General features: G+C 61.3%; 13 protein-coding genes. 6 read left to right on the top strand and 7 right to left on the bottom strand.

Features of this window, described 5'->3' with window-relative positions; genetic code table 11:
• Position 1: 1 nt before the first annotated feature.
• From AC1DLT_RS03195 to AC1DLT_RS03185, 3 genes are read left to right on the top strand one after another with little or no spacing between them, the layout of a single operon-like run.
• On the top strand, positions 2-1,000 hold the full coding sequence (locus tag AC1DLT_RS03195) for an ABC transporter ATP-binding protein (RefSeq protein ID WP_477485842.1): 999 nt from the start codon (positions 2-4) through the stop codon (positions 998-1,000).
• Positions 978-1,922 (top strand): ABC transporter ATP-binding protein, encoded by a 945-nt coding sequence (locus tag AC1DLT_RS03190; protein WP_040125542.1) that lies wholly within the window; start codon positions 978-980, stop codon positions 1,920-1,922. Before AC1DLT_RS03195 ends, AC1DLT_RS03190 begins: the two co-directional genes overlap by 23 nt.
• Positions 1,923-1,940: 18 nt before the next feature.
• The gene (locus AC1DLT_RS03185; protein WP_477485841.1) at positions 1,941-3,002 is read left to right on the top strand and encodes an aldo/keto reductase; all 1,062 of its coding nucleotides are present in this window, start codon (positions 1,941-1,943) and stop codon (positions 3,000-3,002) included.
• 82 nt (positions 3,003-3,084) lie between these two features.
• On the opposite strand, the gene AC1DLT_RS03180 is transcribed toward AC1DLT_RS03185, so the two are convergent.
• Both AC1DLT_RS03180 and AC1DLT_RS03175 read right to left on the bottom strand, forming a co-directional pair.
• A complete protein-coding gene (locus AC1DLT_RS03180; RefSeq protein ID WP_477485840.1) occupies positions 3,085-4,038 on the bottom strand; it encodes an amidohydrolase family protein in 954 nt (317 codons plus the stop codon).
• The gene (locus AC1DLT_RS03175; protein WP_477485839.1) at positions 4,035-5,135 is read right to left on the bottom strand and encodes an LLM class flavin-dependent oxidoreductase; all 1,101 of its coding nucleotides are present in this window, start codon (positions 5,133-5,135) and stop codon (positions 4,035-4,037) included. The genes AC1DLT_RS03180 and AC1DLT_RS03175 overlap by 4 nt, the downstream gene beginning before the upstream one ends.
• Positions 5,136-5,605: 470 nt before the next feature.
• Between AC1DLT_RS03175 and AC1DLT_RS03170 the strand changes: the two genes are divergently transcribed.
• The 3 genes from AC1DLT_RS03170 to AC1DLT_RS03160 all read left to right on the top strand — a co-directional run bounded on the left by AC1DLT_RS03170 (position 5,606) and on the right by AC1DLT_RS03160 (position 9,179).
• Complete coding sequence (locus AC1DLT_RS03170; RefSeq protein WP_477485838.1) at positions 5,606-7,222, top strand: ABC transporter substrate-binding protein; 1,617 nt, start codon at positions 5,606-5,608, stop codon at positions 7,220-7,222.
• Between the two features lie 68 nt (positions 7,223-7,290).
• The gene (locus AC1DLT_RS03165; RefSeq protein WP_477485837.1) at positions 7,291-8,514 is read left to right on the top strand and encodes an acyl-CoA dehydrogenase family protein; all 1,224 of its coding nucleotides are present in this window, start codon (positions 7,291-7,293) and stop codon (positions 8,512-8,514) included.
• Between the two features lie 41 nt (positions 8,515-8,555).
• A complete protein-coding gene (locus AC1DLT_RS03160; RefSeq protein ID WP_477485836.1) occupies positions 8,556-9,179 on the top strand; it encodes an RBBP9/YdeN family alpha/beta hydrolase in 624 nt (207 codons plus the stop codon).
• Here AC1DLT_RS03160 and AC1DLT_RS03155 read toward each other — a convergent pair.
• The 5 genes from AC1DLT_RS03155 to AC1DLT_RS03135 all read right to left on the bottom strand — a co-directional run bounded on the left by AC1DLT_RS03155 (position 9,176) and on the right by AC1DLT_RS03135 (position 15,860).
• Positions 9,176-10,612, bottom strand: a complete 1,437-nt coding sequence (locus AC1DLT_RS03155) for a DUF6880 family protein (protein ID WP_477485835.1) — start codon at positions 10,610-10,612, stop codon at positions 9,176-9,178. The genes AC1DLT_RS03160 and AC1DLT_RS03155 overlap by 4 nt on opposite strands.
• Positions 10,613-10,762: 150 nt before the next feature.
• A complete protein-coding gene (locus AC1DLT_RS03150) occupies positions 10,763-12,622 on the bottom strand; it encodes a DUF2264 domain-containing protein (protein ID WP_477485834.1) in 1,860 nt (619 codons plus the stop codon).
• A 64-nt stretch (positions 12,623-12,686) separates the two neighbouring features.
• On the bottom strand, positions 12,687-13,967 hold the full coding sequence (locus AC1DLT_RS03145; protein ID WP_477481566.1) for an ABC transporter substrate-binding protein: 1,281 nt from the start codon (positions 13,965-13,967) through the stop codon (positions 12,687-12,689).
• 31 nt (positions 13,968-13,998) lie between these two features.
• Positions 13,999-14,730 carry a DUF624 domain-containing protein gene (locus tag AC1DLT_RS03140; RefSeq protein WP_477485833.1) on the bottom strand — a complete coding sequence of 244 codons (732 nt, stop codon included), beginning with the start codon at positions 14,728-14,730 and terminating at the stop codon, positions 13,999-14,001.
• Positions 14,731-14,750: 20 nt separating this feature from the next.
• A complete protein-coding gene (locus AC1DLT_RS03135; protein WP_477485832.1) occupies positions 14,751-15,860 on the bottom strand; it encodes an ABC transporter ATP-binding protein in 1,110 nt (369 codons plus the stop codon).
• Positions 15,861-15,863: the final 3 nt, after the last annotated feature.

Raw genomic sequence — 15,863 nt, 5'->3', positions numbered from 1 at the left:
CATGGCCCCGCTGCTTCAAGTCGATAATCTGACCATCCGCTTTCCCGGTGCAGAACCGGTCCGCAATCTGTCATTCGAAATCGAGCAAGGGGAGACGCTGGCGATCGTCGGCGAATCCGGCTCTGGCAAATCGCTGACGGCGCTGGCGCTGATGCAGCTTCTTCCACGCGCCGCAAAGATCGCCAATGGCCACATTACGTTCGGCGGGCGCGACCTCACCAAGCTCGATGCACGCGAGATGCGGCATCTGCGTGGCCGTGAGATCGCCATGATCTTCCAGGAGCCTATGACCAGCCTCAATCCGGTCATGACCATCGGCCGGCAGATCGGCGAGGTGCTGAAGGTGCACGAAAAACTGTCGGGCAAGGCGGCGCGCGAACGGGCGATCGAGCTCTTGAGGCTGGTGCGCATTCCGGCGCCCGAAAAGCGGGTCGACGATTATCCGCATCAGCTCTCCGGCGGCATGCGCCAGCGTGTGATGATCGCGATCGCGGTTGCCTGCAAACCGAAGCTGCTGATCGCCGACGAACCGACCACGGCGCTCGACGTGACCATCCAAGCCCAGGTTCTCGACCTGCTCGACACGCTGCGGCGAGAGCTGCAGATGGCTGTCGTGCTGATCACCCATGACCTCGGCGTGGTAGCGCAATGGGCCGACAAGGTGGTCGTCATGTATGCCGGCCGCAAGGTGGAGCAGGCGCTGCCGGGCGATCTTTTTAACGATCCGCTGCATCCTTATACGCGCGGCCTGCTCGCCGCCTCACCGCGACTGAAGCACGATTTTCATTATCGTGACGGGGCGCTCACCGAAATTCCCGGCTCGATCGTCTCGGCGGTCGGTGAAGCGGGCTGTCCGTTCCGGCCACGATGCAATCAGGCGCGCGCCAGCTGCAGCCATCACGTGCCTCAGCTCATCGTTCCGGCCGCAGACCGGCTGGTTGCCTGTCCTTTCACGACATCCCTCAAGGCCGTGCCCCATGCCGCTGCTCTCAGTCTCTGACCTCAAGACCCACTACAAGAGCCGGGACGGCCTGTTGCGGGCCGTCGACGGGATCGATCTCGTCGTCGAACGTGGCGAAACGGTCGGACTCGTCGGCGAGAGCGGCTGCGGCAAGTCCACGCTCGGCAAAACGGTGCTCAGACTGGTCGACCCGACGGCAGGCCGCATCGAGTTCAAAGGCGAGGATATCACCGTGCTCGACCAGCGAAACCTGCAGCGGGTTCGCAGATCGATCCAGATGATTTTCCAGGATCCGTATGCCTCTCTCAATCCGCGCCAGACCATCGGTGAAATCCTCGAAGCGCCGCTTGTCGTCCACAAGGTCGGCGATCGCACCGAACGGCGGCAGATCATCGCCAATATCGTTGCCAAGGTCGGGTTGCCTGCGGAATCCATCAATCGTTATCCTCACGAGTTTTCCGGCGGTCAACGTCAGCGCATCGGCATCGCACGGGCGCTGCTGCTCAATCCCGAACTGATCGTCTGCGACGAGCCCGTCTCGGCGCTCGATCTCTCCATCCAGGCGCAGATCCTCAACCTGCTCGTCGAGATGAAGAAAGAATTCGGCCTTTCCTACCTCTTCATCAGCCATGACCTTTCGGTGGTGCGCTATTTCGCGGACCGGGTTATGGTCATGTATCTCGGGCGGATCGTGGAGAGCGCCGATAACGCGACACTCTGGTCCGATCCGCGGCATCCCTATACGCGGGCGCTGATGGAGGCAGTGCCGGATCCGTCGCGGCCACGCCAGGCAGCCCCTCTCGGCGGTGACCTGCCAAGCCCCAGCGACATTCCTTCGGGCTGTCGGTTCCACACCCGTTGCCCGCTCGCGACAGATCTCTGTCGCGCCGACGAACCCGAATTCCGCGCCATCGCACCCGGCCATCAGGTCGCGTGTCATTTCGCGGACCGCATCAACTGAAAACAAGGGAGTTTTTGAATGGTTGACTATCGCTATCTGGGGCGCAGTGCCCTGAAGGTATCGCCGCTGACGCTGGGAGCCATGATGTTCGGCAACCAGACGCCGGACGACGTCGCTTTCCGCATCATCGATAAGGCGCATGAACAGGGTATCAACTTCATCGATACCGCCGACGTCTATCATGACGGCAAGTCGGAGCAGGTGGTCGGGCGCGGCATCAAGAAGAACCGCGACAGCTGGGTGGTGGCGACCAAGTTCGTCAACTCCCACAACAAGGGTCCGAACCTCGGCGGTTATTCCCGCAAGTGGGTTTACCAGACGGTCGAGAATTCGCTACGCAATCTCGATACCGACTATATCGACATCCTCTACTTTCACCGCGCCGTCTTCGACGCACCCCTGGACGAGCCGGTTCGGGCGATCGCCGATCTGATCAAAGCCGGCAAGCTGCGTTATTTCGGCGTGTCGAACTTCCGCGGCTGGCGTATCGCGGAGGTCGCCCATCTTGCCGACCAGCTCGGCATCGACCGGCCGATCGCCAGCCAGCCGCTCTACAACATCGTCAATCGAACGGCTGAAGCCGAGCAACTGCCGGCCGCTGCCGCATATGGTCTTGGGGTCGTTTCCTACAGCCCGCTGGCGCGCGGTGTTCTCACCGGCAAATATAATGTCGGAGAAGCCCCGGCCGCCGATACCCGTGCAGGTCGCGGCGACAAACGCATGCATGACGTCGAGTTCCGAGAGGAATCGATCGGCATCGCCAAGCAGATCGCGGCGCATGCGCAGGCCAAGGGCATTTCGCCTGCCGATTTCGCGTTGGCCTGGGTGCTCAACAACACGTTGATTACCTCGGCGATCGCCGGCCCACGCACCGAGGAGCAGTGGGACGCCTATATCCGCGCGCTCGACGTGAAGCTCGATGCGGAGGATGAAGCGCTCGTCGACCGGCTGGTCGCGACCGGCCATCCGTCCACGCCGGGCTTCACGGATCCGGGTCATCCGGTCGAAGGTCGCGTACCCCGCTCGGCCGCCGCATCCGGCGAAGTCGTTCCGCTCGCCCGTCCCCAGCGCGTTGCCTGATCGGGGACTGAGCCCAATTGACTGACACAATTCTTTAAAAGAAGCCCCGGATTCGGTCCGGGGCTTTGTCGTCGGCCAAGGTCTATTCGGCCGCTTGAGCTTGCGCCTCTCGAAGCTCAAGCAGACGCCTGGCATTGCCGCCGGCCACGAGGCGTGCTTCCGCTTCGCTCAGACCTGCCTCGGTGAGGCTGGAGGTCAGGCTCTTTCTATCGAGTGCCGCCAGGATCGGCCAGTCCGTGCCCGCCAGCACTCTTTCTGCGCCAAAGAAACCGGTCAGCGTGCGGATGATGGCCGGGTCGTGCCCCATCGTGTCGAAATAGATGTTCGGGCGCTTGCCTGCCGCTCTTTCCGCACGACCATAAATGCCACCGCGCGCCGCCTGAACGATCGCGCCAAGGCCGAGGGTCGCAAAGATGAGGTGAAGGTCCGGCAGGTCGTCGAGCAGCGACGATTGAATGACCGACAGGAAGGCGACACCATTCATCAGGCCGCGGCCAAGGGAATTGCCGAGCGTACCGGCGCCTGCGATCAGCACCTGCGAATTCGGATGGGCGACCGGGTGTACGAAGACGGGCACCTTGTAGCGTGCCGCAACTTCGAGGATAGGCCTGACGGACGGATCGCTCAGGAATTTGCCGTCGCGCGAGGAATCGATCACCAGGCCCGACAGTCCGAGTTCGCCGATTGCGCGTTCGGCTTCGCGCGCACCCTCTTCGCCGCTGAACGCGTCGGTGACGGCAAAGCCGACCAGCGACTGATCGTAATGGGAGACGGTGGCAAGCCAGTTATTTGCCTCGCGAACCGCGGCAAGATCGACGGCCCCCTCGGCACCGAACAGACTTTCGATCGTGGCAGTGACAATCGCGAGCGATATTCCAGCCGCCTGGAATTCGTCCACCAGCGCCTGCGGCGTGGTGATCTTGCGATAAACATCGGGGGCAAAGCCGCTGGCGGGTTTGGCATATTGGCCGCCAGGTCCCCAGGCCGGCGGCCAGAGATGCGTATGAATATCGACGATATCGAGCGGCGTGGTCATTCTGCAGCTACCTTCCTGGCTTCGCGTTCGGCAATCCCCGCTTTCACGAGCGGCACCACATCGCGGCCGTAAGTGACGGTGTCTTCCGTCGGATAGAAGCCGCGCACGAGAAAGTTCGAGACGCCGGCGTCGTAATAATCGAGGATCGCGTCGGCCACCTGTTCGGGCGTCCCGACCAGCGCGGTGGAATTGCCGCCGGCGCCGCTTGCTTCTGCAACCTCGGTCCAAAGCCGCTTGTCGAGCACCTTGCCGCGTTTGGCTGCTTCGCGCAGACGCACCGAGCCGACATTCGAGGGCAGCTTTTCGCCATTGCCGCCGGCCACGCGGGCGACTTGCGATTTCACCTTTTGCAAGATATCGGCGGCTTTTTCCCAGGCTGCATCCTCCGTCTCGGCAACGACGGTCCGGAAGGCGAGCGTGAAGCGGATGTCGCTCGCCGTGCGGCCGTTGGCAACGGCTGCGGCACGCACCTTGGCGATCGTCTCGCGCGCGCCGTCCAGCGGTTCGCCCCAGAGAGCGTAGATATCGGCATGCTTGCCGGCGACCGCGATCGCGGCATCGGAGGAACCGCCGAAGGAGATCGGGATGCGCGGCTTCTGGTATGGCTTCACCTGGCTGAAGGCGCCCTTGAATCTATAGAAGCGGCCTTCGTGGTCGAAGGGCTGGTCGCTTTCCCAGACCTTCTTCAGCACCGTCAGATATTCGTCGGTGCGGGCGTAACGGGTATCGTGGTCCTCGAAATCGCCGTCGCGGGCCTGGTCGGCCTCCGAGCCGCCTGTGATGATATGGATCCAGACACGGCCTTCGGAAAACTGGTCGAGGGTGGCGAGCTGACGGGCGCCAAGCGTCGGCGCCATCAGGCCGGGTCGATGGGCAAGGAGCGCGCCGATGCGTTCCGTCTGGCTGAAGACGTAAGACGCGATCTGGTTGTTGTCCGGCCATTGCGCGAATTGGCCAATCAGCAGCCGATCGATGCCGGCGGCTTCCGCAGCCTGAACGTGGTTGCGGATATAGGCCTTGTCGATGACCGGGCCGGAGGCGGGGACGATGTCGGACCCTTCCCGGTTGGACGTGTGGCCGATGAATTCGGGTTGCATCAATAAGCTCCTGAACGCGATCCAGTTTGGTGACCAAGCTGCGGCTGAACCGGAGTTCGAGCGGCTTGGTCGGTTCGCTTTAGTCTATTTCGTTGATAGACTTTGTCGATTGCGTTTTGCGAAGCTATCTTGGGAAGGATTTCCAATCGACGGGCGTTCCGTGGGATTTCCTTCGTGTGTTGAGCGGCAGGCTCGTTCAAGCCGGAACATCCGTCCCTGTTTGGAGGAGCGGCATTCGTGCTGAGGATAAATTTGCGGCGAGGGCTGGTGTTTTGTCGGGCTCGCGCGAAAAATTCTCCAAAAGGCGGGAAAAACCTCCGCCTTTTTCCATTTCTCCGTATCGCTTTAGAAATCCAGTATCTCGATAAAGTTAGTAGATTTTATATTCTCAAAGTAACCACGCTCGATCGGGTGTTGGACGAAATCCAGGTCGTTCCTGCTTGATGAATGGCTGCTTTGGGGGATATTTCATGACGATCAAAACCGCTCGTGTGCTGACGCCGACACGCCGCGCCTTCCTGCTTTCCACCGTGGCGTTTGCGGCTGCGGCCGCCGTTCCGCATATGTCCCAGGCACAGGACGAGACACCGCGCGGCGGCAGCGTTTCGATCAATATCGGCACCGAGCCTCCGGTTCTGGTGCTCATCGCCCATAGCGCGGGTGCCGCCTATTACATCAGCGGCAAGGCGACCGAGAGCCTCTTGACCTATGACCGCGGGTTCAATCCGCAGCCGCTTCTGGCGACCGAATGGAAAGTCAGCGAGGATGGCCTGCGCTACTGGTTCAAGCTCAGGCAGGGCGTGCGGTGGCACGACGGCAAGGATTTCACCGCCGAGGACGTGGCCTTTTCCATTCTCGCACTGAAGGAAAACCATCCGCGCGGTCGGGCGACTTTCGCCTCTGTCCAGAAAGCCAACGTGCTCAACTCCCATGAGGTCGAGCTCCTTCTGTCCAAGCCGGCGCCCTATCTCCTCAGCGCCTTCGCCAGCTTCGAGGCGCCGATCGTGCCGAAGCATCTCTACGAAGGCACGAAGGTAGCCGAAAACCCGCACAACGTTGCGCCGGTCGGCACGGGACCCTACAAATTCGTCGAGTGGGTGCGCGGCAGCCATGCGCTCTTCGTTCGCAACGAAGATTACTGGGGCTCGTCGAAGCCTTATCTTGACCAGATCATCTTCCGCTTCATCATCGATCCGGCCGCTGCTGTGGCGGCGATCGAAACCGGTGAAGTGCAAGTCTCGACCGCCAATCTGCCGCTGACGGATATCGACCGCCTGAAGGCCAATCCGAACCTGGTCGTCGACACCACGCCGGCCGCCTATTCGCCGAGCATTGCCCGCGCCGAGTTCAACCTGGAAAACAAGTATCTCGCCGACATCAAAGTGCGTCACGCGATCGCCCATGCGGTGGACAAGGATTTCATCGTCAACACGGTCTATCTCGGTTACGCGACGCGGCTCGACGGGCCGGTGAGCCCGGATCTCGCGAAATTCTACAGTCCCGATCTGCCGAAATACGAGTTCAATCCCGCAAAGGCGAACCAGCTCCTGGATGAAGCCGGTTATAAGCGCGGCGCCGACGGGTTCCGCTTCAAGCTCTTCATCGATCCGACCCAGCCATCTGGTCCTCCCAAGCAGACGGCTGAATATTTTGCCCAGGCGCTCGGTAAGGTCGGCATCAAGGTTGAGCTTCGCAGCCAGGACTTCGCGACCTTCGTGAAGCGGATCTTCACCGATCGCGATTTCGACATCGCCATCGAAGGTATGAGCAACCTTTACGATCCGACGGTCGGTGTCCAGCGGCTCTACTGGTCGAAGAATTTCAAGCCCGGCGTGCCCTTCACCAACGGCTCGAAATATTTCAACCCCGAGGTCGACCGCCTGCTTGAGACTGCCGCCGTCGAGGTCGATCCGAAGAAACGGCTGCAACTCTTCAGCGATTTCCAGAAGCTCGTCGTGCAGGATCTGCCGACGCTCGACATCGTCACGCCTTCGGTGATCACCGTCTACGACAAGCGGGTGAAGAACCTCAAGATCGGCGTCGAGGACCTCTGGAGCAACGGCGCCGACATCTATCTCGAGGGATGATCGATCATCGAGGCGGCCGGGTTCTCTCCCGGCCCCATGCCTTTTTCTGCGTTTTCGGAGACAATCGCTTGAGCATCGCCAAATTGCAGACCACCAGAAGCGTGACACGCGAGGAGCTTGTCGCGTGCGTTCCCGCTTTCGCCGCCGAAATCGCCAGGGGCGCCGCGCAGCGTGATCTCGACCGCGAATTGCCCTTCGAAGCCTTCAGGCTGTTTCGCGAACTGGGCCTCGGCACGTTGCGCATCCCGGTGGCGCTGGGCGGGCCGGGCGGTTCTATCGCCGACTATATCGAAATGATCGCGGCGATCGGTGCAGCGGATTCCAACGTGGCGCATGCTCTGCGCTCGCATTTCAACTATGTCGAGAACGTCATTCTCAGCGAACCACGGGAGCGGGATGCCGGTGCGGTCGAGCTGATCCTCGCCGGCAAACTGTTCGGCGGCGCCCACACGGAGCAGGGAACCGCACGGCCGGGGCAGGTGACGACGACGATCGTGCGCCAAGGCGACACTTATCGCCTCAACGGCCGCAAATGGTATGCCACCGGCACAGCCTTTGCAGATTTTGCGTCTTTCAGCGCTCTGGATGAAGAGGGGCAAACGGTCGGTATTCTCCTGCCGGTCGATCGCGAGGGTATCAAGATCCTCGACGACTGGGACGGCATGGGCCAGCGCTTGACGGCGAGCGGCGGCGTTCTTCTGGAAAATGTCGAGGTATTCCCGCACGAGTTTGCAACGCGGGGTCTCGACAATCTTGTCGGCCGGCATTGTTCGACGCTGCGTCAATTGCATCTGGCAGCAAGTGCGGCTGGAGCGGTTCGCAACGTGCTGACGGACGGGCTTGCCTATGTGCGCCGGCAGGCGCGTTCGGCGGCACACAGCGCGGCGGAAACAGCAAACCAGGATCCGTTCGTACAGCAGGTGATCGGCGAGATAGCCGCCAACTCCTTCGCGATCGATACGGCCGTCGCGGCCGCTGCCGCGGCTCTCGATCGGACCGTGGCTGCCTTCGGCAAAGGCGACGAAGCAGAGATCGAGGAGGCCCTGGTCGCAAGCGCGCTGGCAACGGCACGCACGCAGCTCGTGCTCGGCCAGCTCGGCCCCCGCAGCGCCGAGCGCATGTTCGAGCTCGGCGGCGGCTCGGCGACCTCCCGCAACAACAATTTCGACCGTCACTGGCGCAATATCCGCACTGTCCTCAACCACAATCCGCTTCTGCATAAGTCGAGGGTGGTCGGCGATTATCTCATCAACGGTACGACGAGGCATCTCAAGGAAGGAAGGGTGTTCTGAAATTGACTTCGGCGCGGTTGCAATAAGTCCTGGAGGTTTACATGTTCCCGACCCTGATCTTGCCCGGTCTCAACGGCTCGCCCGAAGGACACTGGCAGCGCCATTGGGCAACGGAGCACTCCAGCGCCTCGATCGTCGAGCAGCAGGATTGGAACTGTCCCGTCATCGAGGATTGGCAGGCGGAGCTGGACAGGGCGCTTTCGGTGGTGGAAGGCGCCTTCCTCGTTGCGCATAGCCTCGGATGCCTGCTGGCGGCGAGCTATGCCGGACGCGGCAATGTGGAGAAGATACGCGGTGCCTTACTTGTCGCACCGTGCTCCTTGGAAGTGACTTTGCGGCGTCATCCCTGCATGATCGAGTTCGGGCATGAACCGCTTGCCCGGCTTCCCTTTCCAAGCCTCGTCATAGGCAGTCTGAACGATCCCTATATGAGCATGCCGGATCTCGAACGCCATGTCCGTGGCTGGGGCAGCGATCTGGCAACGATCGGGTTTGCTGGACACATCAACATCGCAAGTGGTTTCGGGCGCTGGCCCGAGGGTTATTCCTTTTTTAACAGATTGAAAGGAGGAAGATCGGATGCCCACTCAAAGGGAACCAGTGCGGCGCATACCGATCGGGCCACGGTCAACGCCGTCGATGGCGGCCGCCTCCCGGTGACTTAGGTTATCAAACTCCAGAAGCCGTGCTTTTTACCGTGCCGGTCCTTCAGTCCCGCGACATACGCGTCGTGGGTTTCGACGCTGCCGAAGTCGTCGACATGCGGGGCAAGCGATGCACATGCCACAAGATGCTGCGCTGCATAGCGATTGCGGCTCGACCGCGCTCTATCGAGCGTGAAGTCGATCATCGAACGCAGAACGATCGTCGCCGCGAGCGGGTGTTTCTGAGCCAGAGCGTCCGCTGCCGCCGTCATCAGCTCATAGAGATCGCCATCGAGTTCCGCCTTGCGCTTCAACACGAGCCTGGCTGCCTCGCCAACCGCTGGCCAGCGCAGGAAAAAAGTAAGGGCTCGATGGACCTCCGGAAAAGCCTGGGCATAAGCGAACGCCTTTTCTTCGGCCTCCATGTCGTCGAAGTCCGGCAGCCGGCGGATAAACGCGCGCAAGTGTACGTCGTTCAGCGAGTGCTCGAACCACTTCCATCGATCCGTCTGGGCTTCGTCCGCGCGTCCCAGGGTTTCGAGCACCTCGGTGCGGGCAAGCTGCCATTCGATCGGAGTGTCGGCATGGCCTCGTTCATCGGTGGCGTCCAGCGTTTCGAGCGCTTCGGCGGCTCGTCCCGCGGAAAGCAGCCGGCGGGCGATGTCCGTTGCCACCAAGGGCGACCTGCGGGTCTTTTCCGGCTGCTGGGCGATATACGCATCCACGTCGCCCTGAGCATCGGCGATTTCCTGCAAGGCGATACGTACCAGCAGTTCCTGGTGATTGCCGTAGACCTGGTCTTCGTAGATCGGCCCATTGCTGCTCCAGCCGATGACGCGGCGATCGCTCTCGGCGATCTTGTCCTCAGGCTCCTTCGACCACTGCCCCAACAGAACCTTGAGTCGTTCAAGACCGTCTCCGCCGAGCGCAGGCGCCATAGCCGCAATCAGCGGGTCATATTGGCCATAGCCGTTGTTCAGCACCGCTGCGAAGATCTTGTCGGCAAGGGCGTCCTTCTCGACGCTTGAAGACTTCGCGATCGCGCCGGCATCCGCGCACGCGTCGTGAAAGCTCTCGATAATCGAGCCGCTGCCGTCGTCGGATCTCTCGAACACAGGATCGGCAAGCGCCAGGAATTGCCAGATAAGCTCCAACGCCTCTTTCGGATCGTCGGGGGCAACGACATCTACGATCGTCTTCCGCTGCGTTTCCAGGTCCGTCTTGAGCCCCTTCACCTTGCGCCAGTTTATGAAGGTTCGGGAACGGCCGATGCTTGCGAGCCGTTTGCGCACTTCGCGGGCGACCTCGGCGCTGCTGTGATTGCCGGCAAGCTCCATGCGAAGCCGTCGTTTGTTTGCCGCGCTGCCGGTGCTGATCTCGATCAGCAATTCGGCCAGGCGCGGCGCGCCGAGTGCTTCCAGGTTCTTCGCATTGAGTGTGGTCTTGGCTGCCATCGATTTCCGCTGTCGTTTGTACCCAACACTAGCCTCGCGGTCGATTGGTGCAAGACGGCTTGGCGTGGCCGACAGATTTTTAGACACCTGAGAAAAGGCATGCGGCTGTTTAGCTCAGATGCAGGGATCACAGCGCCGTGGCTTACCCGGTCACTTGCCGCCGGCGAGGTCGAAGGCGGGGACCACGTCTCCTTTCGCACGGAACAGCCGCTCCAGTTCCGCCAGATCCGGGCAGGCCGGGACAGACTGCAGAAAGGCCGGGTCCATCTCGGTATTGGGGAGCGCGATGACCGCTGCGGCGAGCAGCGTCGTCCCCGCCTCGATCTGCCCACGGAGCTGGGGAAGAAGCGTCTTTGCGTGAATGAGATTGGTATTGGCGATCGGGCTCATGGCATGGCCATCCCGCCTGAAGGCAGGCGAGATGTCGATGATTGCACTTGTGTCGGTCTGACCATACCACGCCGCCAGGCCTTCGCCTCGGCTGGCGATATCGGCCTGGAAATCCGCCTGTTCAATGGCAAAGCCGCCCTCCGTCGTTTGCAGGGCACGGGGCGTGACAATGCGGTGCATGCGGATATGCCAGGGATTGGCCGGCACCAGCCAGGTCTCCACTGTGACGTCGCTCCAGGGTTTCCAGCGGGAATAGAGCCTGTCGCCGGCGATCAGCGCCTGCTCGAGCGTCTCGCGCATGCGGAAATGCACGCCGTCGTCGGAAAGGCCCAGCATGCCGTCAAAACTTGCCGCGGCGAAATGCCGGTCGTTGGCCTCGATGTTGAAGGCATAGCGCGTGGAATAGACGAATTTCGAGTACTTCTCGTTGGCGCCGCGCATCTTGTCGTGCTGCTGGCCGGAGGCGAGGACGACCACGTTGCCGGGCGTATGCATGGCGACCATGCCTGGTTCCTTGAGCGGAACCGGATCCGTAAAGGCGGGTGCTGGCGCTTCTTCTGCCACCCAGAACGGATGGTCGGCGGGCAGAGCCAGGGGCAGAAAGAATTTCAGCGCCCAATAGGGCGAGCAGGCAGAGTTGTAGCTCTCGCTCATCAGGAGATTGGGATAACCGTAGCCGATCGACAGCACCCCGTCCCGGTCGGCGATCGGAAGCTTCGACCACCAGCGGATATGGCGCATGTAGTAGCCCTTGATCTCAGCCCAGGGCAGGGCCTCGACGCCCGCAAATGCCAATGCGCCCCAGAAGCCACCGGCAGCAAACCGGTATGTCTGGCTGCGCCCGAAGGCGAGGGCGGCGCCATCCGGGCCGAACCAGTGGCGGATATCCTGCGCAAATAGGCGGGCACGTTCGCGATAGGCATCGCCGCGCGTGATGTCGGCCTTTGCGAGGACCGAATAGATCAGCGCATAAAAATGCAGGGCGAAGGGGATATAGTGGTCGACGCGTTTGACCGGCCCGTCGCGATACCAGCCTTCGCCCAACCGGAAGGCCTCGGTCTCGTCGAGATATTTCTCCGTCATGGATCGGTCGAAGCTTATGCCGACGCGTGTCAGGCCGAGATCGATGAGAACTCGGAAGAATTTCCAGTTGTTGTCGATGAATTCCTTGTCGCGGGCCGACAGGAGGTAGGCTGCGACGGTTTTCTTCTGCCCTTCGCCAAGCGGATCCCAGATGTGTTCGGGAACCATGGCAAGCGCAAAACCGACCGCCGCCAGTTCCACCTGACGCTGGTCGCGGTCGGAAATGTCGCCCCAATATTCCGGATGAGACGGATCGGTGCCGTTTGCGAGACCGCGGCGGTAGAGGTCCCAATGCGGGAAATCATGGCCTCCGGCTGCGAGCGGTACGATCCCCCAGAGCGGCCGGGCAAAACCTTCAAGATCAGCCGCAGCGCGATCGAAATGTGCGCCGGTCGCGCTCAGGCGGACCCGTGCGCCGCCTTCGGAAAAATAAGGAAGAAGCGGTTTGAAGAGATCCAGCACCGCCTTGCCAAGATCATCTCGGGAAAGAAGAGGGTTCCCCCAAAGGGGATTGGCTCGGACTGGGTCGTAGATCACGGGCAAACCATTTATTTATCGAAAGAGGGACCCGCGGAGGACGTGGCCTCCGCGGGTCGGGCTGTTACTTGATGGCCTTCACGCCGTCGGTCATTTCCTTCAGGCCGTCGTCGATGGAGATGTTGTCGGTCATGATCGAGTCATGCGCACGGTTGAGAACAACCTCAATCTTCGCCGCATTCGGATTGACGGCCATCTCCAGGAAGGACTTGCCGGACTGCAGCGCGTCCTTGCTCGCCTGATCCTGGGGGAAGCCGGGCAGGGATGCGATCTTGGCGGTGACTTCCGGCGTACGGACGGTCGGGATCGTGCCGGTACCGGCGATGATGGCCGCACCTTCCGGGCCGGTGACGAACTTGATGAAGTCGAGCACCTCGGCCTTGTGAGCGGAGTTGGTGTTGACCGCGAGACCGGAAATCTGCGCTGCGGTTGTGCCTGCTGCAACGCCATCCGGATGCGGGAACTTCACGATCCCCCAGTTCTTGCTCTTCGACTCGCCGGAGGCGACCTTGGCGATCTGGGTGCCGACGAACCAGGTACCCATCGGCAGCATACCGATCGTGCTGTTGAAGAACAGCGCCGAGTAGTGGGTATTGGAGGTCTTCAGCGACGCATAGGACGGAACGACGCCGGCCTTCTGCAGGGCAAGCGCCCGTTCATACCAAGGCTTCAGGAAAGCGTAATCCGGCCCCGCCAGCGTCTTTTTGCCGTCAAGGATGCCCGGCAGCTGAACCGTGGAGCGCCACGTGTGGAAGAGCGCCCCGTAGGTCTTGTTGGCACCCATGCCGCCGGCGAGCTTCGTGGCGATCTGGTCGAACTGCGCCCAGGTCATGTCGTTGGTCGGGTAGGTAACCCCGGCCTTGTCGAAAATGTCCTTGTTGTAATAGACGACCCAGAAATCCGAACGGAACGGCAGGGCATAGATCTTGCCGTCGATCTTGAGTTCGTCGACGAGGCCGCCGAATGACGCGGGGTCGATCTTCTGTTCCGTCATGAAGCCCGAGAGGTCCGAGATCGAGCCGGCGCGAACGAGGTTCGTGTAGTTCGGAACGTCCTTGACGGTGACGATGTCGATATCCTTGGAGCCGCCGGCGAGCTGCGTGGCGATCATCTGCTGGTAGTCCTGCGAACCGAGGTCCACTGATTCGAACTTAACGTTCGGATTCTTGGCCTGGTATGCCGCTATGAGCGGCTTGTAATAAGCCACCTTGTCCCAATCCCACAGCGCCCATTTGAGCGTCACGGCATTGCCCGACTGTGCGTATGCCGATCCTGCGATCGACGTCGCCATGGCGAGACCCGCCATCGCGAACCTCACCGATCTCCCGAATTTCCCCAAATACATTTCCGTTCTCCTTCCCTGAAGTGTCTCTGGATTAGATATGTTTAGCGTCACCAGCCTGTGGTTCGCGATGCGCCTGTATTGCCATTGGCAGGGCTAGAACCATGACCGCTGCCCGATGGACGCCGAATGTGACGGCGAACATTCCGAGTGAAAAGTTGAGGGTGGCCGGCATGAACACGGACACCGGATAAAAGACGATATGCGCGAGCCAGAGCGCGGTCACGAATGCGAGCGCGCCGAGCGCCGGCAGCGGACGGACGACCGATGCGATGGCTGCCAACCGCAGCAGCACTGGCGCCGAAAGATCGCGCATCACCATCAGCACGACGAGGTGGCAGGCCACCACGACGATGAAAACCGTTGCGATCAGCGCGATCGTCAGCGGCAGGGCCAGGACGAGATTGTCTTTGGCGGCCGCCGCATAGGTGATTAGCGAATAGACGCCGAGTCCGATGGCAACGATGAAGGCCAGCCCCCACGCGGTCGCACGCCAGAAATATCGGAAAAACGCTTCGGCGAAATCCCGCAGGAGATAGGTGTTGCGGTCTTCGAGGAAGGCGACCGAAATGCGGGCGGTCGCAGCGATTGCAGCGGGGATGGTGACGACGAAGAGTGCGGCCAGAATGAACAGGATGTTCAATTTGACCATCTCCCACCACTCGCGCGCGAACGTATCGACGAAAAGGGCAAGACCGGTCTTCTTCGGCGCATTCTTCGGAATGCCCGGTCCCTCCTTCGTCCACATGTTGCGCAGCCACTGCATGGCCGTTTCCTCCCGCTCGCCTAATAAAGGATCGAGCGCTCCGTTTCCTTGTCGAACAACTGCATATTGGTCGTGTCGGCGACCAGCTTGACCTCGTCGCCGATCGCGCCCTTGAACCGGGGCGACACGCGCGCGATCAAGCTGCGCCCGCCGGCGACGATGTTGAGATGGATTTCCGAGCCCATCGGTTCGGCGAGTTCCATGACGGCGCCGAAGGGCGCCAGGTTTTCCGGCGCGATATCGGCCGGCGGCAATTCGTGGAAATTCTCGGGCCGTATGCCGACGATCAGCTCGCGGCCTTCGTAGGGGGCGATGCGGCTTTTGTCGAAATGCGCCGGCAATGGCAGTTCCCGCCCGTCGAACGCGGCAAAATATCTGTCGCCGCGCCGCTCGATCACGGATGGCATCATGTTCATCTGCGGTGCGCCGATGAAGCCGGCGACGAACATGTTGACCGGCCGATCGTAGAGGTTCTGCGGCGTGTCAACCTGCTGGATATGCCCGTCCTTCATCACCACGATGCGATCCGCCATGGTCATCGCCTCGATCTGGTCGTGGGTGACGTAGATGAAGGTGGCATGCAGACGCTTGTGCAGCTTGGTGATCTCGGCGCGCATGGTGCCGCGAAGCTTGGCGTCGAGATTGGAGAGCGGTTCGTCCAGCAGGAAGACTGCCGGATTGCGCACCATGGCACGCCCGAGCGCGACGCGCTGGCGCTGGCCGCCGGACAGAGCCTTCGGCTTGCGGTTGAGAAGGTGCGTGATGTCGAGGATTTTTGCGGCGTCCTGAACCTGGCTGTCGATGAAATCCCGGGACACTTTCCGAAGCTGCAGGCCGAAAGCCATGTTCTTGTAGACGGTCATATGCGGATAAAGCGCATAGTTCTGGAAGACCATGGCGATGTCGCGGTCCTTCGACGGCACATCGTTCATCAGGTCGCCGCCGATCTGAAGCTCGCCGCCGGAGATCTCTTCCAGCCCGGCGATCATCCGGAGCGTCGTCGATTTGCCGCAACCCGAAGGCCCGACGAGAATGATGAATTCCTTGTCGGCGATCTCCAGATCGATGTCATGGACAACGGTGAGGGCGCCATAGGACTTGTTCAGTTTTTTCAGTGAAATGCTGGCCATCGG

It is taken from the genome of Neorhizobium sp. 05N33, assembly GCF_056397445.1.
This window is presented reverse-complemented; position numbering and strand designations above follow the sequence as displayed.